The organism is Streptomyces sp. NPDC059582 (genome assembly GCF_042735715.1).
Lineage (GTDB): Bacteria > Actinomycetota > Actinomycetes > Streptomycetales > Streptomycetaceae > Streptomyces.
Window position 1 is genome coordinate 58,723 of sequence record NZ_JBHWCC010000036.1, and the last position, 20,412, is coordinate 79,134.

16 protein-coding genes and 1 riboswitch are annotated in these 20,412 nt (G+C 71.1%); of the genes, 10 read left to right on the forward strand and 6 right to left on the reverse strand.

From position 1 onward, the window contains the following. Positions 1–180: 180 nt before the first annotated feature. Positions 181–1,122, reverse strand: coding sequence for a sucrase ferredoxin (locus ACFV0T_RS27435; RefSeq protein WP_385784428.1), 942 nt, complete (start codon positions 1,120–1,122; stop codon positions 181–183). A gap of 77 nt (positions 1,123–1,199) precedes the next feature. Next, on the reverse strand, positions 1,200–2,456 hold the full coding sequence (locus ACFV0T_RS27440; protein WP_385784431.1) for a citrate synthase family protein: 1,257 nt from the start codon (positions 2,454–2,456) through the stop codon (positions 1,200–1,202). A gap of 98 nt (positions 2,457–2,554) precedes the next feature. Here ACFV0T_RS27440 and ACFV0T_RS27445 point away from each other — a divergent pair, with 98 nt between their 5' ends. Then, positions 2,555–3,721, forward strand: coding sequence for a citrate synthase/methylcitrate synthase (locus ACFV0T_RS27445; RefSeq protein WP_385784434.1), 1,167 nt, complete (start codon positions 2,555–2,557; stop codon positions 3,719–3,721). A 183-nt stretch (positions 3,722–3,904) separates the two neighbouring features. Here ACFV0T_RS27445 and ACFV0T_RS27450 read toward each other — a convergent pair whose 3' ends face one another. Then, positions 3,905–4,141 carry a hypothetical protein gene (locus ACFV0T_RS27450; protein WP_189147568.1) on the reverse strand — a complete coding sequence of 79 codons (237 nt, stop codon included), beginning with the start codon at positions 4,139–4,141 and terminating at the stop codon, positions 3,905–3,907. Between the two features lie 215 nt (positions 4,142–4,356). Next, positions 4,357–4,923 carry a DUF6082 family protein gene (locus ACFV0T_RS27455; RefSeq protein ID WP_385784437.1) on the reverse strand — a complete coding sequence of 189 codons (567 nt, stop codon included), beginning with the start codon at positions 4,921–4,923 and terminating at the stop codon, positions 4,357–4,359. Between the two features lie 322 nt (positions 4,924–5,245). On the opposite strand from ACFV0T_RS27455, the gene ACFV0T_RS27460 reads away from it, so the two are divergent. After that, on the forward strand, positions 5,246–6,481 hold the full coding sequence (locus tag ACFV0T_RS27460; RefSeq protein WP_385784440.1) for a CobW family GTP-binding protein: 1,236 nt from the start codon (positions 5,246–5,248) through the stop codon (positions 6,479–6,481). 94 nt (positions 6,482–6,575) lie between these two features. Here the strand turns inward: ACFV0T_RS27460 and ACFV0T_RS27465 are convergent, their stop codons facing one another. Further along, positions 6,576–9,032: a DNA topoisomerase (ATP-hydrolyzing) subunit A gene (locus tag ACFV0T_RS27465; protein WP_385784442.1), complete on the reverse strand. Its 2,457-nt coding sequence runs from the start codon at positions 9,030–9,032 to the stop codon at positions 6,576–6,578. A gap of 268 nt (positions 9,033–9,300) precedes the next feature. Between ACFV0T_RS27465 and ACFV0T_RS27470 the strand changes: the two genes are divergently transcribed. The 4 genes from ACFV0T_RS27470 to ACFV0T_RS27485 all read left to right on the forward strand — a co-directional run bounded on the left by ACFV0T_RS27470 (position 9,301) and on the right by ACFV0T_RS27485 (position 14,126). After that, positions 9,301–10,704: a M16 family metallopeptidase gene (locus tag ACFV0T_RS27470; RefSeq protein ID WP_385784445.1), complete on the forward strand. Its 1,404-nt coding sequence runs from the start codon at positions 9,301–9,303 to the stop codon at positions 10,702–10,704. Next, positions 10,701–12,104: a M16 family metallopeptidase gene (locus tag ACFV0T_RS27475; protein ID WP_385784448.1), complete on the forward strand. Its 1,404-nt coding sequence runs from the start codon at positions 10,701–10,703 to the stop codon at positions 12,102–12,104. The genes ACFV0T_RS27470 and ACFV0T_RS27475 overlap by 4 nt, the downstream gene beginning before the upstream one ends. A gap of 210 nt (positions 12,105–12,314) precedes the next feature. Beyond that, positions 12,315–12,478, forward strand: a riboswitch (cyclic di-AMP (ydaO/yuaA leader). A 12-nt stretch (positions 12,479–12,490) separates the two neighbouring features. After that, entirely contained in the window at positions 12,491–13,243 is a 753-nt protein-coding gene (locus ACFV0T_RS27480; protein ID WP_385784451.1) for a M23 family metallopeptidase, read from the forward strand. Between the two features lie 187 nt (positions 13,244–13,430). Further along, positions 13,431–14,126 (forward strand): GntR family transcriptional regulator, encoded by a 696-nt coding sequence (locus ACFV0T_RS27485; protein WP_385784454.1) that lies wholly within the window; start codon positions 13,431–13,433, stop codon positions 14,124–14,126. A 264-nt stretch (positions 14,127–14,390) separates the two neighbouring features. Here the strand turns inward: ACFV0T_RS27485 and ACFV0T_RS27490 are convergent, their stop codons facing one another. Further along, a complete protein-coding gene (locus tag ACFV0T_RS27490; protein WP_062671404.1) occupies positions 14,391–14,672 on the reverse strand; it encodes an HPr family phosphocarrier protein in 282 nt (93 codons plus the stop codon). Positions 14,673–14,850: 178 nt separating this feature from the next. On the opposite strand from ACFV0T_RS27490, the gene ACFV0T_RS27495 reads away from it, so the two are divergent. The 4 genes from ACFV0T_RS27495 (at position 14,851) to ACFV0T_RS27510 (ending at position 20,373) form a co-directional block, all read left to right on the forward strand. Then, on the forward strand, positions 14,851–17,742 hold the full coding sequence (locus ACFV0T_RS27495; RefSeq protein ID WP_385784457.1) for a GNAT family N-acetyltransferase: 2,892 nt from the start codon (positions 14,851–14,853) through the stop codon (positions 17,740–17,742). A 108-nt stretch (positions 17,743–17,850) separates the two neighbouring features. Beyond that, positions 17,851–18,447, forward strand: a complete 597-nt coding sequence (locus tag ACFV0T_RS27500; RefSeq protein WP_385784523.1) for a DUF5998 family protein — start codon at positions 17,851–17,853, stop codon at positions 18,445–18,447. Then, complete coding sequence (locus ACFV0T_RS27505; RefSeq protein ID WP_385784460.1) at positions 18,447–19,652, forward strand: alkaline phosphatase family protein; 1,206 nt, start codon at positions 18,447–18,449, stop codon at positions 19,650–19,652. The genes ACFV0T_RS27500 and ACFV0T_RS27505 overlap by 1 nt, the downstream gene beginning before the upstream one ends. Before the next feature lie 70 nt (positions 19,653–19,722). Next, positions 19,723–20,373 carry a thymidine kinase gene (locus tag ACFV0T_RS27510; RefSeq protein ID WP_385784462.1) on the forward strand — a complete coding sequence of 217 codons (651 nt, stop codon included), beginning with the start codon at positions 19,723–19,725 and terminating at the stop codon, positions 20,371–20,373. Positions 20,374–20,412 lie beyond the last annotated feature (39 nt).

The window sequence follows — 20,412 nt, forward strand, 5'->3', positions numbered from 1 at the left end:
GGCGCCACGAGGTGACGGACCCGCGAAAAGCCACCACTTCCTGTAGAGACTCCCGTACGGGCTCCCATACGAGCCTCGCGCGCGAGGGTAGGGGCTTTTGGACCGCCGCCCTTCGTCCCGCACGGCCACGGGGCTCGGCTCGCCGGTGCCGCCGCCTTCCTCCCGTAAGGCCGAGGGATCTCAGCTCGCCAGGGCCGCCGCCGTCAGTTCGCGCACCGCCACCACGTCCATGCGGGCCGGCGCGCCCAGGACCGACGTGCCGCAGCTCTCCGGGCGGGGCGGCAGAGAGGCGCCCTGGGCCACGATGACCCGCCAGTGGCGGCCGTCGACGTGCGCGACGGTCACTTCCCAGCGCGGCGCGGCGCCGTCCGTCCGAACGACGCTCAGCACGTCCGCCGCGGTCTCGTGCACCGCTGTGCGCACGGCCAGCTCGGCCGCCTGGCCGGGCCGTTCCCAGGCAGAGCTTCCGCGGCACCCCTCCACGACGATCCGTCCCTCCTGGACCCCGTGGAGGACCTCCTTGACGGTGTGGGCCTCGGCCCGCCCGTACGCGTATCCGTACGGCAGGACGAGCACCGTCGGGGAGAAGCGATGACCACCCAGATGGGTGACCTCCCAGACGCCCTCCACGCCCGAGGCGGCGAGTTCCGCGGCGAGGGGGCGGCCGAGCAGGGCGCAGCAGCGGTCCCGCTTGCCGTTGGTGCACACGAGCGCGAGCGGGTCACCGGTGTGCGGCCGGCCTTGCAGCGCGGTGCCGAAGGTCTGGTGGTCGCCTCTGCCCAGTGCGGCGAAGTCCAGGTCGAGCAGGCGCTCGGGGGCGGCCGTCATGGCGCTGTGGAGCCACACGTTTCCGGGGGTGGTGTGGGCCGCGTACACCCGCCGTAGGGGAGGCGTGCCGAAGTCGGCGTGACGCCCGGGACGGCGGATGAGCGCGATGCGTACGCCCGTGCCGTTCGCCGCCGCCTCCAGGGCGCGGCCGAGTGCGGGATCCAGGTGGCTCGAAGTGAGCGCCTGGGCACCCCATGGACCAGGCTGTTCCAGCAGGAGCCAGGTCCTCGCAGTGGCCGCGGTACCGGAAATGGGCTCGTCGAGGGTCCGCGAGACGGTCGTGCACGTACTCACAGAGGTGAGCCTAACCTGACTTGCGCCCGGTGACTTCCGGTCGCGTCCAAGTCGCGCTCAGGCCGCGGTCGTATGCCCTATTCCGGGAGGGGCTGGGGCGGCTTCGGCCCCACGTAGTGCCCGCTGGGGCGCATGCGCAGCGGGCGTTCGCCGTACTCCTCCAGGGCGTGGGCGATCCAGCCCGCCGTACGGGCGACGGCGAAGATCGTCTCGCCCGCGGTGGCGGGCATGCCGCAGGACGTGGTGAGCACGGCGAGGGCGAGGTCCACGTTGGCCTGCAGCGGAGTGTGGCGGGCGGTGGTCGTCACGATGTCGCGGGCCGCGGCGAGGCCGGGTGCGGCCCGTGGCATCTCCTCCAGAAGGGTGAACAGGGCACGCGCGCGTGGGTCTTCGCCGGGGTAGAGCCGGTGGCCGAGGCCGGGAATGCGGCGGCCGGCCCGCAGTTCCTCCGCGATCACGGGGGCCGCGTCGCCCTGGTCGAGCACTTCCAGCAGCAGGCGGTGGGCGAGCCCGCTGGCGGCGCCGTGCAGGGGGCCCTCGATCACGCCGAGACCGGCGGAGACGGCCGCGTAGGGGTGTGCGCGGGCCGACGCCGCGACGCGCACCGCGAGCGTGGAGGCGGCCAGGTCGTGGTCGACGAGCAGCCCGAGTGCCGTGTCCAGGACCTGTAGTGACGTCTCGTCGGCGTCCCAGCCGGTCAGGCGCGTCCAGAGTCGATGGGCCAGTGGGCCCGTGTCGCGGTGACCGCGCCGTACCGGCGGCAGTGCCGCCACGAGTGTGGGGATGAGGGTGCGCGCGGTGCCGAGCACGGCGTTCTCGGACAGGTCGAAACGCAGTGGGTCGGCCGCCGCCGCGGCGATCGCGGCCACCCGCAACCGGTCGACAGGGCCGGTGTGTTCGGGCAGGGCGCCGACCGCGCGACGGGCGACGGCGACAGTGGCCTCGGGGGCGGTGAACGCGATGCCCGGGCGTAGTCGTCCGGTCCACAGCCACTCGGCGATCTCTTCGTAGGAGTGGCGCGCGGCCAGTTCGGTGGCGTCGACACCCCGGAAGTAGTACCGGTCCTGGTCGATCAGCGTGATGCGGGTGCGTACCGACAGCTCCGAGATCGCGCCCGAACTCAGACCGTTCTCCCGTCTGTTGCGCCGGGCGAGCACTTCGACCTCCTGGGCGTCGAAGGTGCTGCCCCGGCCGCCGGGCACGCGTTGGCTGCTGAGCTGACCGCGGCTCACGTACGCGTACACGGTCTCGGGCTTCACACCGAGCAGCTCGGCGGCCTCCTTGGTGCTCAGCCGCCGTCCCGGGTGAGAAGGGTCGGGTTCTTGATCGCGCATGGGGGTCACCGTAGCCGCACTTAGGTGCATTGATTCAATCAATATTGACAGTCATATAGTCAACCATGGACAGTCGAATCAATTCCAGGGAGGGAAACATGTCCGTCAACAGGTCCGCTGCCACTCTTGTCGACGTACCGCGCGGTCTCGCGGGCGTCGTCGTCACCGACACCCGGATCGGTGACGTCCGTGGGCTCGAGGGCTTCTACCACTACCGCCAGTACTCGGCCGTCGACCTCGCGCGAACCCGCGGTTTCGAGGACGTCTGGCACCTGTTGGTCCACGGCGAACTGCCGGACGCCGCACAGAGCGCCGCCTTCGCCGCCCGGACCGCGACGCTGCGCCGGCTGCCCGACGACGTGCGCGCGGCACTGCCGGCCATCGCGGCGGCCGGCGGACACTCCGGCCCACTCGCCGGCCTGCGCACGGCGCTGTCCCTGCTCGGTGCGGCCAAGGGCTTCCGCCCGGTGTACGACATCGACGCCGCCCGGCGCCGCGAGGACACCGTCGTCGCCGCCGCGGCCGTACCGACGCTGCTCACCGCTCTGCATCGGCTGCGACGGGGGCTCGACCCGGTGGAGCCTCGTGAGGACCTGTCGTACGCGGCGAACTACCTGTACATGTTGACCGGGGTCGAGCCGGACCCGCGGCACGCCCGTGCCGTCGAGCAATACTTGATCTCAACCATTGATCACGGCTTCAATGCGTCAACCTTCACCGCACGCGTCATCGCGTCGACCGGGGCGGACGTGGCGGCGTGTCTCGTCGGCGCGGTGGGCGCGCTGTCGGGGCCGCTGCACGGCGGTGCGCCCAGCCGGGCGCTGGACACCCTGGACGCGATCGGCACGCCCGACCGGATCGAGCCTTGGATTAGGGCCCGGGTGCTCGCCGGCGAGCGCATCATGGGCTTCGGCCACGCCATCTACCGCACCGAGGACCCGCGCTCCCGGATGCTCCGCGAGACCGCCCAGAGCTTCGGCGGCCCTCGTGTCGAGTTCGCCGTGGAAGTCGAACGTCATGTCGAGGCGATCCTCGCCGAGCTCAAACCGGGCCGCGAACTCCACACGAACGTCGAGTTCTACGCGGGCGTGGTCATGGAACTCTGCGGTCTGCCGCGCGAGATGTTCACGCCCACCTTCGCGGCGGCACGCGCGGTGGGCTGGAGCGCCAACATCCTGGAGCAGGCGGAGGACTCCAAGATCATCCGTCCGGTGGCGCGGTATGTGGGGCCGGGGGCGCCGGTGGCGGTGCCTTCGATGGGCTGACGGTGACCCGGAAACACGTGCGGCCTGGTGCCGTTCTGACTCCAGGCCTCAGCGATGAGAGATCGAGCAGTGACGGGTGTGCCGGGCCGCTCGCTGTGTGGTGCCGGACTCGCTCAACGGTTGCGTGCGGCCGGGGGGTGGGGCGGGACGGGTCTGGGGTGGACGCGTACTCGTGTGGTGACGTCAGGCGTCGGGGATGTCCGCCTTGGCGCGGATGAGAGTTTCCCTGCTCACAATGACGATGCGTTCGTAGTCGGCTCTCGCGGCGTCTGCGGGCAGTTCGCCGTCCAGCGCCTCGGTGGCTTCGGTGCCGATGACGGCGAAGTTGCCGTCACTCAGTTCGAACACATCCGGGCAGGTGGCTCCTGAGTTGCTGCCACGGGCACTCGGAGGCACACCGATGCGGCGCACGATCTTCAAGGGGTACCGGTCCTTACAAAAGGTGTGAGCACATCTGTGGGCAGAAAGGTACGGGTTTCGAGAGGTGTTCGTGGCCAACATAGAGAAAAGTCACGGGGCGTGTCCCTGGTGCAGAAGAGGCGACAAGCTGCAGCGAACCCAGGGTGAGACGTGGCAACTCGGAGTGAGAGGCAGCGATCCCCGGCGAAAGGCCGTAAACCTTGGGTGACCGGTTTTCAGTCGGACGGGGGGTTGCCCATCACCCACCACTCGTCCGTTTCCGCTTCGTCGAGATCGACGAGGAGTCCGTCCACCATGCGTCCGATCCCGGCTTCTTCGGACGACTCGTTCAGGGATGCCCGCTGAGCCTTCGACGCCGCCCAGTACTCGCGGAAGAGGGGGCTCTGGAAGAACTCGCGCAGATGCCGGTACAACTCCTCCCTGTCCAGGATGCCCGCCCGGTACAGGTGGAAGAGGTGGACATACCATGCGTTGGCGTAGAAGAACTGACGCCGTTTCTCTGCGGGGATGCTCTTGTCGTAGGTGTCGATCACCGCGGCGAGGGAGGGATCGTCGATCGCCCGGGCCAGCAGTTCCCACTGCATGCGCTGCTGGTGCGCCAGGGCCTTGCGTCGAATCGCCAGCTCTTCGAGTTCCAGGCGCCGCTCCTCCAAGCGCCGCTCTGCCCGGCGTGCCGTTTCCAGGCGGCGCTGACGTGCTGCCAGCGTCATGGTGCCGGTTACGAGCAGCAGGCTGAGCGCGGCGGAGCCGACCCTCCCCGCTGCGTTCTTCCGTGTGGCCATGTCAACCCCCGATTCAGGCGACCGTCCGCCGGCCGTCGGAGTGCGGGTCGACTGGTGGGGGCCGGCGAGCGATGGGCGGCGCGTGCCGCCTCCAGGGTGCCGAGCGGCTCTGATCGGCGGGGGAGGCGGAGAGGAGGCGCACGGAAGGAAGCGAGGGTCGCACACTTCGGCGCCATGCCCAACGTCTGCCCCGTCGGCGCTGCTAACAATCGTTCACTCAGCCGTGATTTGTTCCTGGCTCGTATTCTGGGGCGGCATTCATTCTTCGTACGTGCGCCGGTTCGCGAGCCGGCGCACGCGTCGGCGCGAAAGAGGTCGCACGTTGAGTCAGCCGAGCCCGGGTCCGCAGCAGACCCCGCAGATCCCGGTGATCGTCCTCGCCGGATTCCTCGGCTCCGGCAAGACCACGCTGCTCAACCACCTCCTCCATCACAGCGGAGGCAGCCGGATCGGCGCCGTCGTCAACGACTTCGGTGCCATCGAGATCGACGCGATGGCCGTGGCGGGCGCGCTCGGCGACTCCACCGTCTCCCTCGGCAACGGGTGCCTGTGCTGCGCCGTCGACGCCAGTGAGCTCGACGTCTACCTCGAACGGCTCGCGAACCCGGCCGTCGGTATCGACGTCATCGTCATCGAGGCCAGTGGGCTCGCCGAGCCCCAGGAGCTCGTGCGCATGGTGCTCGCCTCGGAGAATCCGCGGGTCGTCTATGGCGGTCTCGTCGAGGTCGTCGACGCCGCCGAGTTCGACGACACCCGCGCGCGGCACCCCGAGATCGACCGGCACCTCGGTCTCGCCGACCTCGTCGTGGTCAACAAGCTCGACCGGGCGACGGACGGTGAGCGGGTCCTCGGCCTGGTCCGGACCCTCGCCGACCGTGCCGCGGTCGTCCCCGTCACCTACGCCCGCATCGACCCCGAGTTCCTCTTCGACTGCCGGCCGAGCGAGGAGCGCATCGGGCAGCTGTCCTTCGACGACCTGCACGATGGCTTGCGCGGGGACCCGCACGAGGGCCTGCACGGGGACCCGCAAGACGGCTTGCCCGGCGACCCGCACGACGGCCTGCGAGACGAGCTCCACGAAGGCTCCGCCGACGACCCGCACGAAAGCCCGCATGACGACCCGCGCGATCACGACGGCGGGGGCGATCACCGCGGTCATCTGCACGCGGCGTACGACAGTCTGTCCTTCGTCTCCGAGGTCCCCTTGGAACCGCGCCGGTTGATGACCTTCCTCGACAGCAGGCCCGAGGGGCTCTACCGGATCAAGGGGTACGTCGACTTCGGTGCCCACGACGTCCAAAACCGGTACGCCGTCCACACCGTCGGGCGGTTCCTCCGCTTCCGCCCCGAGCGCCGGCCGAGCGGTGAGCCGCGCCTCACCCAGCTCGTGCTCATCGGCTCGGGCATCGCCGGGCCAGGCCTCCGCAGGGAACTGGAGGCCTGCGAGGACGACGCCCCGCACACCGCCGACGAGCGCGGCATGTGGGGCGTCCTCCGCTACGTACGCGACCCCGACGGACCGCCGGACCCGCCGGACGCGACGGACTCGCCGGACTAAAACGCGCCAGGTGGACCAGGTGGACCAGGTGGACCCGCAGACCCCGCGAACCCGGGGAAACAGGCACCCCTGTCGCCCCGAGTAAGGCGCCGTCCTACACCGGCCCCGCCACCACTGCCACCGTCTTAGCCAGCGACACGCCCGAGCCGTCGCGGCGCGGGTCGATCTCCGGGAGCTCGGCCGGGGTGCCGTTCTTCTGCGCGGCCCGGGCCGGGACGGGGCCCGCCCAGCCCAGGGACAGGCAGTCCTCGCCCTTCAGGAACCGCTGGCAGCGCACGCCGCCGGTGGCGCGGCCCTTGCGCGGATACTGGTCGAACGGGGTGATCTTGGCCGTCGTCTGCACGGAGTCGTCCAGCGTGCCGCGCGAACCCGCGACGGTGAAGACGACCGCGTCCACCGCCGGGTCGACCGCTGTGAAGGAGATCACCTTCGCGCCCTCGGTGAGCTTGATGCCCGCCATACCGCCCGCGGCACGGCCCTGGGGACGGACCTGGGAGGCCTGGTAGCGCAGCAGTTGCGCGTCGTCCGTGATGAAGACCAGGTCCTCCTCGCCGGTGCGCAGCTCGATCGCGCCGACGATCCGGTCGCCGTCCTTGAGGGTGATGACTTCCAACTCGTCCTTGTTGGTCGGGTAGTCCGGGACCACGCGCTTGACCACGCCCTGCTCGGTGCCGACGGCCAGGCCGGGGGACGACTCGTCCAGCGTGGTCAGGCAGACCAGTGTCTCGTCGCCGTCGAGTGAGACGAACTCCGCCAGCGGGGCACCGCCCGACAGGTTCGGCGCGGACACGGTGTCCGGCAGCTGCGGCAGGTCGACGACGTTGATCCGCAGCAGGCGGCCCGCCGAGGTGACCGCGCCGATCTCGCCGCGCGCCGTGGCCGGCACCGCAGAGATGATCACGTCGTGCTTGGTGCGCCTGGTGTCGGGGTCTTCCGGGAACGGCTCGCCGTTCGCCGTGCGGGCCAGCAGGCCGGTCGAGGACAGCAGCACCCGGCACGGGTCGTCCGCGACCTGGAGCGGTACGGCGGCGGTCGGGGCACCCGCCGACTCCAGCAGCACCGTACGGCGCTCGGTGCCGAACTTCTTGGCCACCGAGGCCAGTTCGGCGGAGACCAGCTTGCGCAGCTCCGCGTCCGACTCCAGGATGCGGGTCAGCTCCGCGATCTCCGTGTTGAGCCGGTCCTTCTCGGACTCCAGCTCGATCCGGTCGAACCTGGTCAGTCGGCGCAGCGGGGTGTCCAGGATGTACTGCGTCTGGATCTCCGACAGCGAGAAGCGCTCCATCAGGCGCTGCTTCGCCTGCGCGGAGTTGTCGCTGGAGCGGATCAGCCGGATGACCTCGTCGATGTCGACGAGCGCCGTGAGCAGGCCCTCCACCAGGTGCAGACGGTCCCGCCGCTTGGTGCGCCGGAACTCCGAGCGGCGTCGGACGACCTCGAAGCGGTGGTCGAGGTAGACCTCGAGGAGCTCCTTGAGACCCAGGGTGAGCGGCTGGCCGTCCACCAGGGCGACGTTGTTGATGCCGAAGGACTCCTCCATCGGCGTCAGCTTGTAGAGCTGCTCCAGGACCGCCTCCGGCACGAAGCCGTTCTTGATCTCGATGACGAGGCGCAGGCCGTGCTCGCGGTCGGTGAGGTCCTTGACGTCGGCGATGCCCTGGATCTTCTTCGAGCCGACCAGGTCCTTGATCTTGGCGATCACCTTCTCCGGGCCGACCGTGAAGGGCAGCTCGGTGACGACCAGACCCTTGCGGCGGGCCGTGACGGTCTCCACCGAGACCGTGGCACGGATCTTGAAGGTGCCGCGGCCCGACTCGTAGGCGTCCCGGATGCCGGAGAGGCCGACGATCCGGCCGCCGGTGGGCAGGTCGGGGCCCGGGACGAACCTCATCAGGGCGTCCAGGTCCGCGTTCGGGTGGCGGATCAGGTGGCGGGCGGCCGCGATGACCTCGCCGAGGTTGTGCGGCGGCATGTTCGTGGCCATGCCGACCGCGATGCCCGACGAGCCGTTGACCAGGAGGTTCGGGAAGGCCGCCGGCAGGGTCACCGGCTCCTGCTCCTGGCCGTCGTAGTTGGGGGCGAAGTCGACGGTGTCCTCGTCGATGGACTCCGTCATCAGGCCGGCAGGTTCGGCCGCCTTGCACTCGGTGTACCGCATGGCGGCCGGCGGGTCGTCGTTGCCCAGCGAACCGAAGTTGCCGTGGCCGTCGACGAGCGGCACGCGCATGGAGAACGGCTGGGCCATGCGCACCAGGGCGTCGTAGATCGAGGCGTCGCCGTGCGGGTGGAGCTTGCCCATCACCTCGCCGACGACACGGGCGCACTTTACGTAACCGCGCTCGGGGCGCAGGCCCATCTCGTTCATCTGGTAGACGATGCGGCGATGCACCGGCTTGAGGCCGTCGCGGGCGTCCGGCAGAGCGCGGGAGTAGATGACCGAGTACGCGTACTCGAGGAAGGAGCCCTGCATCTCGTCGACGACGTCGATGTCGAGGATCCGCTCCTCGTACGAGTCGTCGGGCGGCGGGGTCTTCGTGCTGCGGCGGGCCATCGCTGCCGGCTCCTTGCTGAAGCGTGAACGGGTTCTGACGCGGACCATTGTGGACCGCGCTACTGACAGTGCGGGCGAGGACCCGGCGTCGGCCGCCCGGCCCGGTGTGGAAGGCGCCTCATTCCACGACTGCCCGCAGGCTACGCGATCTCGCTCTCGGCGTACGTCCCGCGGGAACTTCGCCCATGGTCGGTCCGCTTGCATACAGTGGCAGGACAGGCACGAAACGCGCGGTCCGACGACCGCGTCCGCGATCGAAGGGACGTACATGCCCATGGGTCACACGGCCACAGCCGAGGCAGGCTCCGGGGGCCTGACAGCGACCGAGCACCGCCTGGCCAACGGCCTCCGCGTGGTGCTCTCCGAGGACCATCTGACCCCGGTCGCGGCGGTGTGCCTCTGGTACGACGTCGGCTCCCGTCACGAAGTCAAGGGACGTACGGGCTTGGCTCACCTCTTCGAGCACCTGATGTTCCAGGGGTCCGGGCAGGTCAAGGGCAACGGCCACTTCGAGCTGGTGCAGGGCGCCGGCGGCTCGCTCAACGGCACCACCAGCTTCGAGCGCACCAACTACTTCGAGACCATGCCCACCCATCAGCTGGAGCTCGCCCTCTGGCTGGAGGCCGACCGCATGGGCTCCCTGCTCGCCGCGCTCGACGAAGAGTCCATGGAGAACCAGCGGGACGTCGTCAAGAACGAGCGCCGCCAGCGCTACGACAACGTTCCCTACGGGACCGCGTTCGAGAAGCTGACCGCGCTCGCCTACCCGGAGGGCCACCCGTACCACCACACGCCGATCGGCTCGATGGCCGACCTGGACGCGGCCACCCTGGAGGACGCGCGCGCGTTCTTCCGGACGTACTACGCGCCCAACAACGCCGTGCTCTCCGTGGTCGGCGACATCGACCCGGTGCAGACGCTCGCCTGGATCGAGAAGTACTTCGGCTCCATCGCCTCCCACGACGGCAAGCCCGCTCCGCGCGACGGCTCGCTGCCCGAGGTCATGGGCGGGCAGCTGCGCGAGGTCGTCGAGGAGGAGGTCCCGGCGCGCGCCCTGATGGCCGCCTACCGGCTCCCGGAGGACAACACGCGCGCGTGCGACGCGGCCGACCTGGCGCTGACCGTTCTCGGCGGCGGTGAGTCCTCCCGCCTGTACAACCGGCTCGTACGGCGCGACCGTACGGCGGTGGCGGCCGGCTTCGGCCTGCTGCGGCTGGCCGGGGCGCCCTCCCTGGGCTGGCTGGACGTGAAGACGTCCGGTGACGTCGAGGTGCCGGTCATCGAGACCGCCATCGACGAGGAGCTCGCCCGGTTCGCCGAGGAGGGCCCCACGGCCGAGGAAATGGAACGCGCCCAGGCCCAGTTGGAGCGCGAGTGGCTGGACCGGCTCGGCACGGTGGCCGGCCGCGCCGACGAACTGTGCCGCTACGCGGTCCTGTTCGGCGACCCGCAGCTCGCGCTCACCGCCGTCCAGCGGGTGCTGGACGTGACGGCCGAGGAGGTCCAGGAGGTCGCCAAGGCCCGCCTGCGCCCCGACAACCGGGCGGTGCTCGTCTACGAGCCGACCGCCCCCGAGGCCCTGGACGACGCCGAGGCCGCGGAGAGCACCGAAGACCCGGAGTCCGCGGCGACCGTGGAAGCCACCGACGCAACCGAGGAGGCGGCCCAGTGACCGAGCTCGCCACGATGGAGTTCCACCCCCAGCCCCGGCCGGGCGAGGCCAGGCCCTGGGCCTTCCCGGCGCCCGAGCGCGGCACCCTGGACAACGGGCTGACCGTTCTGCGCTGCCACCGCCCCGGCCAGCAGGTCGTCGCCGTCGAGGTCCTCCTCGACGCGCCACTGGACGCCGAGCCGGCCGGCCTCGACGGTGTGGGCACGATCATGGCGCGAGCCTTCTCGGAGGGCACCGACAAGCTCTCCGCCGAGGAGTTCGCCGCCGAGCTGGAGCGCTGCGGCGCCACTCTCGACGCGCACGCCGACCACCCCGGCGTACGGCTGAGCCTCGAAGTCCCGGTCTCGCGCCTGGAGAAGGGGCTCAGCCTGCTCTCCGACGCCCTCCGGGCGCCCGCGTTCGCGGACAGCGAGGTCGAGCGGCTGGTGCGCAACCGGCTCGACGAGATCCCGCACGAGCTGGCCAACCCCGGCCGCCGTGCCGCCAAGGAGCTCTCCAAGGAGCTGTTCCCGGCGACCTCGCGCATGTCCCGCCCGCGCCAGGGCACCGAGGAGACGGTCACGCAGATCGACTCCGCGGCCGTGCGTGCCTTCTACGACCGGCATGTCCGCCCCGCCACGGCCACCACCGTGGTCGTCGGCGACCTCGCCGGCCTCGACCTGGACGAGCTCCTCGGCGACACCCTGGGCGCCTGGAAGGGCACCTCGGCCGCGCCCCGCCCCGTGCCGCCGGTGAGCGCCGACGACACCGGCCGCGTGGTCATCGTGGACCGACCCGGCGCCGTCCAGACGCAGCTGCTGATCGGCCGCACCGGCGCCGACCGGCACGACCGGGTGTGGCCCGCCCAGGTGCTCGGCACGTACTGCCTCGGTGGCACCCTCACCTCCCGGCTGGACCGCGTCCTGCGGGAGGAGAAGGGCTACACCTACGGGGTGCGCGCCTTCGGGCAGGTGCTCAGGTCGGGGGCCCCCACCTCCTCCGGAGGGGCCACGGGCGCCGCGATGCTCGCCATCAGCGGCTCCGTGGACACCCCGAACACCGGTCCCGCCCTGGAGGACCTGTGGACCGTGCTGCGCACGCTCGCCGCGGAGGGGCTGACCGACGCGGAGCGTGACGTCGCCGTGCAGAACCTCGTCGGGGTGGCGCCGCTGAAGTACGAGACCGCGGCGGCCGTCGCGGCCACGCTGGCCGACCAGGTCGAGCAGCACCTGCCCGACGACTACCAGGCGACGCTGTACCAGCAGCTCGCCGCGACCGGCACCGTGGAGGCCACCGCGGCAGTCGTGAACGCCTTCCCGGTGGACCGTCTGGTGACCATCCTCGTCGGGGACGCGGCGCAGATCAGGGAGCCCGTGGAGGCCCTCGGCATCGGTGAAGTCACGGTCGTGTCCGCCGAGTAGGGGCAACGCGAAGGCACGCGCGCGGGGGCCCTGGTGACTGATGAGTCACCAGGGCCCCACCATGTCCGGAGAATGTCCGAATTGGGGGAGAGCTGCCTGTCTGCCCTGTGGGATGCGCTACAAAAGCCGCGATCCGTTTGAGGATCGAAAGACGGCGCCCGTACGGTCATGCGGTCTGTTCGTCAGGCAGTGCGCCGCACCCGCGGCAGCGGACAGTCATCGCCGAGTCCCCGTACGGCGCGAGCCAGGGGAGCCGGGGACCCATGCAGTCCCTGGGGTGAATCGGACGCCCGCGCGTGCCGCGAGGGGGTCCGTAGGAGACCTTCCTGCTCCGAACCCGTCAGCTAACCCGGTAGGCGAGAGGGAAGGAAAGGACCAGCCACTACATGGCGTTCATGTGCGCCCCCGGGAAGCACCGTCGTCCCGGCCGGATGAAGCGCACCAGCGCTCAGGCAGCCGGCATCGCGGCCCTCGCCACCACCGGCGTCATCGGTACCCTCGCGGCCCCTGCGCTCGCCGCCGAGAACTCCGTCGAACAGACCGGCCTCACCCCGGTCATCACCATCCGCGACTCGGTCGCCGAGCAGATCGACGCCCAGGCCACGGCCCAGAGGCAGGCCGCCGAGGAGAAGGCGGCCCAGGAGGCCGCCCGCGAGAAGGCCGCGGCGAGGGCCAAGGCGGAGCACGCGGCAAAGGCGCGCGCCGCCCGCGAGGCCGAGCGCAAGCGCCTCAACACCTTCGTGGCGCCGATCGCCCACTCCTACGTCTCCACCGGCTACCTCAGCGGTGGCTCGCTCTGGTCCTCCGGCAGCCACACCGGCATCGACTTCCACGCCGCCGGTGGCACCTCCGTCCACACGGTCGGCTACGGCACCGTCGTCGAGGCCGGCTGGGGCGGGGCGTACGGCAACCAGGTGGTGATCAGGATGAACGACGGCACGTACACCCAGTACGGTCACCTGTCGTCCATCGGCGTCTCCGTGGGTCAGAGGCTGGTCACGGGCCAGCAGATCGGCGTCTCCGGCGCGACCGGGAACACCACCGGCCCGCACCTGCACTTCGAGGCCCGGACCACCCCAGAATACGGCTCGGACATCGACCCGGTCGCCTACCTCCGCAAGCATGGTGTGAACGTCTGACAACAGACGGCGCGACATACCGAGGCCCCGGCTCCCGAGCCGGGGCTTTCGGCCTTTCGGAGGCCTTCCTGTCCAAAAAATATCCTTGGATTCCGGCCGCCCGTCGGAAATTACGCCTGATTGCCATAGAGTCGCAGAACGCACGTCACTCGGCGACGTTTCACGGGCATTAAGGCGGAGGTCGGTCATGCGTATTCCGGCGCACTCGGTATGCACGGCGATCCGGGACGACATCGTGGCCGGTGTCTACGAGCGCGGCGGCCGGCTCACCGAGGAACTCCTCGCGCGCCGCTACGGTGTCTCGCGCGTCCCGGTCCGGGAGGCCCTGCGCACCCTGGAGGCGGAGGGCTTCGTGGTGACCCGCCGGCACGCGGGCGCGTGCGTCGCGGAACCGACCGAGCAGGAGGCCTCCGACCTGCTGGAGATGCGCGTGCTCCTGGAGCCGCTCGGCGCGTCCCGGGCCGCCCAGCGGCGGACCGAGGCCCACCTGAAGGTGCTGCGCGGCCTGGTCCGCCTGGGTCAGGAGCGGGCCAGGCGGGGCAACAGCGAGGATCTGCGCTCCCTGGGCGGCTGGTTCCACGAGACGCTCGCCCAGGCGTCCGGCAGCCAAGCCCTGACCTCGACGCTCACCCAGCTGCGGCACAAGATCGCCTGGATGTACTCGATAGAGGCGCCGGCCGATCCCGTGGAGTCGTGGGCCGAGCACGGCGCGATCGTGGACGCGGTGGCCCGCGGTGACGCCGAACGAGCGCGGGGGATCACGGCGCTGCACACCGAGCGAGCGAGTTCCGCGCACCGCCTGCGGTTCACCGGGGCGGGGGAGCGCGCCGACCGCGTGAGGACTTCGCAACACCCCGTAAACATGACGAGCCTGCGGCATTAACAAAGGCACCGTATACAAAGAAGCGGTATTCGGCGGAGGCGCATTTCCCCTGCCCTTATTCTCGTGCGCCGGTAATTTCCGGCCGCACGTCTTTCGTATGCTCGCGGGATGGTCTCCGGGCACTCCCGGCAATTCCGGTGGAGCGGGTGAAGCGAAAGCGAGCGGAAACGGTGGAGCCGCGCCGACCGGAAAGGTCGACGCGGCTCCACCGCGTGCTGTGAGCACTGCTGTGAGAAGTGCGAAGAGCAGTGCCGAAGGCGATGCTCAGACGGTCTCGGGGAGCTCCTCGAGACCCTCGGCGACCAGCTTCGCCAGACGTTCGAGCGCGGCGTCCGCGCCCTCGGCGTCGGAGGCGAGGACGATCTCCTCGCCGCCCTGGGCGCCCAGGCCGAGAACGGCCAGCATGGAGGCCGCGTTGACGGGGTTGCCGTCGGCCTTGGCGATCGTGACCGGGACGCCTGTGGCCGTGGCGGCTCGGACGAAGATGGAGGCGGGACGGGCGTGGAGGCCCTCGGCCCAGCCGACGTTGACGCGGCGCTCAGCCATGTGATGCTGCCCTTCAGTACTCAGGGTTGTCTAGACCAGTGTTCCACATCGGAATATGTGCCCGGAGCGGTCCTGCGTCCCGTCCCGGGAAGGTCGTCGGATCGCGGCCTCGATCCGACGTCCGTCCTCCACAGACTGCCTCGCGCCGTTGTCCTGCGCGAGCCGTACTCTGGGGCGCATGCAGAACCCGGCGGACCGGCAGGACCGGCACGAGTACCCCGCCCACTGGGAGGCGGACGTGGTACTGCGCGACGGTGGCACCGCGCGCATCCGGCCCATCACCGTCGACGACGCCGACCGCCTGGTCAGCTTCTACGAGCAGGTCTCGGACGAGTCGAAGTACTACCGCTTCTTCGCGCCGTACCCGCGGCTGTCCGCCAAGGACGTCCACCGCTTCACACACCACGACTTCGTGGACAGGGTGGGACTCGCGGCCACGATCGGCGGCGAGTTCATCGCCACCGTACGGTACGACCGCATCGGCGCCGACGGCATGCCCGCCTCCGTGCCGGCCGACGAGGCCGAGGTCGCTTTCCTGGTGCAGGACGCGCACCAGGGGAGGGGCGTCGCCTCCGCCCTCCTCGAACACGTCGCGGCCGTCGCGCGTGAGCGGGGCATCCGCCGCTTCGCCGCCGAGGTGCTCCCCGCGAACTCCAAGATGATCAAGGTGTTCACGGACGCCGGCTACACCCAGAAGCGCAGCTTCGAGGACGGCGTCGTACGCCTGGAGTTCGACCTCGAACCCACGGAACGCTCGCTCGCCGTGCAGCGCGCGCGGGAGCAGCGCGCCGAGGCGCGGTCGGTACGGCGGCTGCTCGTGCCGGGGTCCGTCGCGGTGGTCGGCGTCGGCCGTGCCCCGGGCGGGGTGGGCCGCGGCATCCTCGACAACATCCGGCAGGCCGGATTCACCGGAAGCCTCCACGCCGTGAACGAGGCACTCCCCGAGGAACAGAAGGAACTCGGTGGCGTGCCCGCCCATCGCTCGGTGCGGGACATCGAGGGGCCGGTCGACCTCGTGGTCGTCGCCGTGCCGACCGAGCGCGTGCCCGACGTCGTCACCGAGTGCGGCGAGCACGGAGTGCAGGGACTCGTCGTGGTCTCCGCGGGGTACGCCGAGAGTGGCCCCGAGGGACGCGAGCGCCAGCGTGAACTCGTGCGCCGCGCGCGCGTGTACGGGATGCGCATCATCGGCCCGAACGCCTTCGGGATCATCAACACCTCCCCGGACGTGCGGCTGAACGCCTCGCTGGCCCCCGAGATGCCGCGGCCCGGACGCATCGGACTGTTCGCGCAGTCCGGCGCCATCGGCATCGCCCTGCTGTCGCGACTGCACCGGCGCGGCGGAGGGGTCACCGGGGTCACCGGCGTGTCCACCTTCGTCTCGTCCGGCAACCGCGCGGACGTCTCCGGCAACGACGTCCTTCAGTACTGGTACGACGACCCGGACACCGACGTCGCGCTGATGTACCTGGAGTCCATCGGCAACCCGCGCAAGTTCACCCGCCTCGCACGGCGGACGGCCGCGGCGAAACCGCTGGTCGTCGTGCAGGGTGCCGGTTCCGCTCCCCAGGGGCACGCCGTCCGGGCGACCCGGCTGCCGCACGCGACCGTGTCGGTGCTGCTGCGGCAGGCCGGCGTCATCCGCGTCGGCACCATCACCGAACTGGTGGACACCGGACTGCTGCTCGCGCGCCAGCCGCTGCCGGCCGGTCCACGCGTGGCGATCCTCGGCAACTCCGAGTCCCTGGGCGTACTGACGTACGACGCCTGTCTCTCCGAGGGGCTGCGGCCGCTGCCACCGGTGGATCTGACGACGGGGGCCACGGCGGACGACTTCCGCCAGGCGCTGTCACGGGCGCTGGCGGACGAGACGTGCGACGCGGTCGTGGTCACCGCCATTCCGGCGATCGGGGGCGCGTCCGTGGAGGACGCGCTGCTGGCCGAAGCGCTGCGCTCCGCCGCCGAGCGGGTTCCGGGGAAGCCGGTGCTCGTGGTGCACGTGGAGCTCGGGGGGCTCGCGGAGGCGCTGTCGGCGGCGGCGAGTACGGCACCGCACGCCGGTGCGACGCCCGCCGGCGCCGCCCACCCCCCGTCACTCCCGGCGCCGCTCGACCGCGGACACCCCCGTCTCCCCGCGGAACGGCCGCCGGCCGACCCCCGAACCCCCCAGACTTCCGGCCAAACACCCGGATCCGTCCGAACCGGCCCTCGTCTCATCCCCGCCTACCCCGCCGCCGAACGCGCCGTCCGCGCTCTCGCCGAAGCCGTCAAGTACGGACAGTGGCGACGCGAGGCCGCCGATCCCGGGAAGGTGCCGGAGTACGAGGACATCGACGAGAAGGGCGCCGCCGAGCTGATCGGCGGCCTGCTCGCGCGCGGGCAGGGGCTCACGCTCGGCACGGACGAGACCTGCGAACTGCTCGGACGGTACGGGATCGCCGTACGCGCGGCCGTACCCGCGCCCACTCCCGAAGCGGCCGCCGAAGCCGCGCGCACCCTCGGCTACCCGGTGGCCCTCAAGGCCACCGCACCGCACCTGCGGCACCGCGCCGACCTCGGCGGCGTACGCCTCGACCTGGCGGACGAGGAACAACTGCGCAGGGCGTACGCCGAGTTGACCGCGCTGTTCGGGAATCCGCAGGAACTGCGTCCGGTGGTGCAGGCGATGGCGCCGCGCGGGGTCGAAACGGTCGTCCGCGCGGTCATCGACCCGGCGGCCGGGGCCGTACTGTCGTTCGGGCTCGCCGGTGCCGCCTCCCAACTGCTCGGCGACATGGCGCACCGGCTCGTTCCGGTCACCGACCGCGACGCGACCTCGCTGCTCCGCTCGATCCGGACGGCACCGCTGCTGTTCGGCTGGCGGGGCTCGACGCCGGTCGACACGCCCGCGCTGGAGGAACTGCTGCTGCGTGTGTCCCGACTGGTCGACGACCACCCCGAGGTCGTCGCGGTCACCCTGGAGCCGGTCGTCGTCGCTCCGCGGGGACTGAGCGTCCTCGGCGCCACCGTGCGCCTGGCGCCGCCCCCGGTCCGCGATGATCTCGGTCCCCGGACGCTCCCCGCGTACTGAGACGATCTCGGCCCCCGGACGCTCCCCACGTACCGAACGGAGAGCTTCGCACGCGTGGAACGCTCCTGTGTGCCGAGCGGTGCCTCGCAGTCAGTGCGCCCCCGTAGGATGGACGTCATGGCCAAGACCAGTACGACGACCCAGGGGCTGCGAGCGGCGATCGAGCGCAGCGGCTACTACCCGGCCCTCGTGGCCGAGGCGGTGGAGGCCGCCGTGGGCGGCGAGCCGATCCGGTCGTACCTGGTCCACCAGGAGACCACGTTCGACCAGAACGAGGTGCGCCGGCACGTGACCGTGCTGGTCCTCACCGGCAACCGCTTCATCGTGAGCCACACCGACGAGCAGGCCGCGGACACCACCTCCCCGACGCCGTACGCCACGACGTCCACCGAGTCCGTGAAGATCGGCCGAATCTCGTCCGTCGTGGTCAGCCGCGTGGTCGCCAACCCGGAGTCCTACACGCCCGGCACGCTCCCGCGCGAGATCGTGCTGACCATCGGCTGGGGCGCCGTCTCCCGCATCGACCTCGAACCCGCCGCCTGCGGCGACCCCAACTGCGACGCCGACCACGGCTACACGGGCAGCTCGACGGCGGACGACCTCAGCCTGCGCGTCAGCGAGGCAGGGGACGGCCCGGAGACGGTCCGCCAAGCCCTGACCTTCGCGCAGGCCATCTCCGAGGCGACAGCGGACGTCACCCCCTGATGTCCCATCCGTCACCCTCCGACTCCGTCGCCTGGGGCCACCCCGAACCGCTCCCCGTCGGCTCCGCCCCCGTCCCCGAGTACGGTTCCGGCTCGCTCGCCGACCTGCTGCCCACGCTCGCCACGGGCATGGGTGTGCCGGGGATGTCCACCGCCATCCCGGAGCTGACCGCCGCCGACCGCAACTGCGTGTTCCTGATCGACGGTCTGGGCTGGGAGCAGCTGAGGGCGCACCCGGACGAGGCCCCCTTCATGACCTCGCTCCTCGCGAGCTCCCGCGGTGGCACGGGCCGCGCGATCACCGCCGGTTACCCGGCGACCACCGCGACCTCCCTCGCCTCCGTCGGCACCGGCCTCCCGCCGGGCGCCCACGGCCTGCCCGGCTACACGGTCCGCAATCCGGCCACCGGCGAGCTGATGAACCAGCTCCGCTGGAAGCCCTGGACCTCGCCGGGCGTCTGGCAGCCGTACCCCACCGTCTTCCGGCTGGCCCACGAAGCGGGCGTGCACGCCGCCCAGGTCTCGTCGCCGACCTTCGTGAACACCCCGCTGACCAAGGTCGCGCTCAGCGGCGGGACCTTCCACGGACGGCTGGCCGGTGAAGAGCGCGTGGACCTGGCCGCCGAGCAACTGGCCGCGGGCGAGCGCTCCCTGGTCTACACGTACTACGCCGAACTCGACGGGGCGGGCCACCGCTACGGCGTCGCCTCCGACACCTGGCGCGGCCAGCTCATGTACGTCGACCGGCTGGTGCAGCGGCTGGCCGAGCAGCTGCCCCCGCGCAGCGCGCTCTATGTCACCGCCGACCACGGCATGATCGACGTCCCGTTCGACGAGCAGCACCGCATCGACTTCGACGAGGACTGGGAGCTGCGCGCCGGGGTCGCCCTGCTGGGCGGCGAGGGCCGCGCCCGCCACGTCTACGCGGTCCCGGGCGCCGAGAACGACGTCCTGACCTGCTGGCGCGAGGTGCTCGGCGAACAGTTCTGGGTGGCCTCGCGGGACGAGGCGATCGCGGCCGGCTGGTTCGGTCCGCACATCGACGAACGCGTGTACGCGCGCATCGGTGACGTGGTCGCGGCCGCGCACGACGACGTGCTGATCATCGCTTCGGAGCGGGAACCGAAGGAGTCCGCGATGGTCGGCAACCACGGTTCGATGACCCCTGCCGAGCAGCTCGTACCCCTGCTCGAAGTACGCTCCTGAGGTCCCGCTCCCTGTTTCCCACCCCTGTCCCCCCGCCGTCCCGCTTCCGCCGAAAGGTGCTCAACTCCCCATGCCCGAGCTGGTGTTCTTCTCCGGAACGATGGACTGCGGGAAGTCGACGCTGGCTCTCCAGATCGAGCACAACCGCTCCGCGCGCGGGCTGGTAGGCATGATCTTCACCCGCGACGACCGTGCGGGTGAGGGCAAGCTGTCCTCCCGCCTCGGTCTGGTCAGGGACGCGGTGGAGGTCGAGGACGGACAGGATCTGTACGCGTTCCTCGTCGACCATCTCTCGCAGGGCGGCCGCGCGGACTACGTGATCGCGGACGAGGCGCAGTTCCTGGCCCCGGGGCAGATCGACCAGCTCGCGCGCGTGGTCGACGACCTGGGGGTCGACGTCTACGCCTTCGGAATCACCACCGACTTCCGCTCCAAGCTGTTCCCCGGCTCCCAGCGGCTGGTGGAGCTGGCCGACCGGGTCGAGGTGCTCCAGGTCGAGGCCCTGTGCTGGTGCGGCGCCCGCGCCACCCACAACGCCCGCACCGTCGGGGGCGAAATGGTCGTCGAGGGCGCCCAGGTGGTCGTGGGCGACGTCAATCAGTCGGCGGACGAGATCGGCTACGAGGTGCTGTGCCGCCGCCACCACCGTCGCCGTATGACGGCGGCCACGGCGCGCGTGGCGGTGCTGTCGCCGGACGTGCTGCCGGTGTCCGCCTCCTGAGCCGGATTCCCGGGAGCTCCTGAGCCAGGGTTCCGACCG

Excerpts from the sequence above, each read along its gene's own strand:
- ACFV0T_RS27440 (WP_385784431.1), bottom strand. The coding sequence starts at position 2,456 with ATGCGCGATCAAGAACCCGACCCTTCTCACCCGGGACGGCGGCTGAGC.
- ACFV0T_RS27445 (WP_385784434.1), top strand. The coding sequence starts at position 2,555 with ATGTCCGTCAACAGGTCCGCTGCCACTCTTGTCGACGTACCGCGCGGT.
- ACFV0T_RS27455 (WP_385784437.1), bottom strand. The coding sequence starts at position 4,923 with ATGGCCACACGGAAGAACGCAGCGGGGAGGGTCGGCTCCGCCGCGCTC.
- ACFV0T_RS27465 (WP_385784442.1), bottom strand. The coding sequence starts at position 9,032 with ATGGCCCGCCGCAGCACGAAGACCCCGCCGCCCGACGACTCGTACGAG.
- ACFV0T_RS27470 (WP_385784445.1), top strand. The coding sequence starts at position 9,301 with ATGCCCATGGGTCACACGGCCACAGCCGAGGCAGGCTCCGGGGGCCTG.
- ACFV0T_RS27480 (WP_385784451.1), top strand. The coding sequence starts at position 12,491 with ATGGCGTTCATGTGCGCCCCCGGGAAGCACCGTCGTCCCGGCCGGATG.
- ACFV0T_RS27485 (WP_385784454.1), top strand. The coding sequence starts at position 13,431 with ATGCGTATTCCGGCGCACTCGGTATGCACGGCGATCCGGGACGACATC.
- ACFV0T_RS27490 (WP_062671404.1), bottom strand. The coding sequence starts at position 14,672 with ATGGCTGAGCGCCGCGTCAACGTCGGCTGGGCCGAGGGCCTCCACGCC.
- ACFV0T_RS27495 (WP_385784457.1), top strand. The coding sequence starts at position 14,851 with ATGCAGAACCCGGCGGACCGGCAGGACCGGCACGAGTACCCCGCCCAC.
- ACFV0T_RS27500 (WP_385784523.1), top strand. The coding sequence starts at position 17,851 with ATGGACGTCATGGCCAAGACCAGTACGACGACCCAGGGGCTGCGAGCG.
- ACFV0T_RS27505 (WP_385784460.1), top strand. The coding sequence starts at position 18,447 with ATGTCCCATCCGTCACCCTCCGACTCCGTCGCCTGGGGCCACCCCGAA.
- ACFV0T_RS27510 (WP_385784462.1), top strand. The coding sequence starts at position 19,723 with ATGCCCGAGCTGGTGTTCTTCTCCGGAACGATGGACTGCGGGAAGTCG.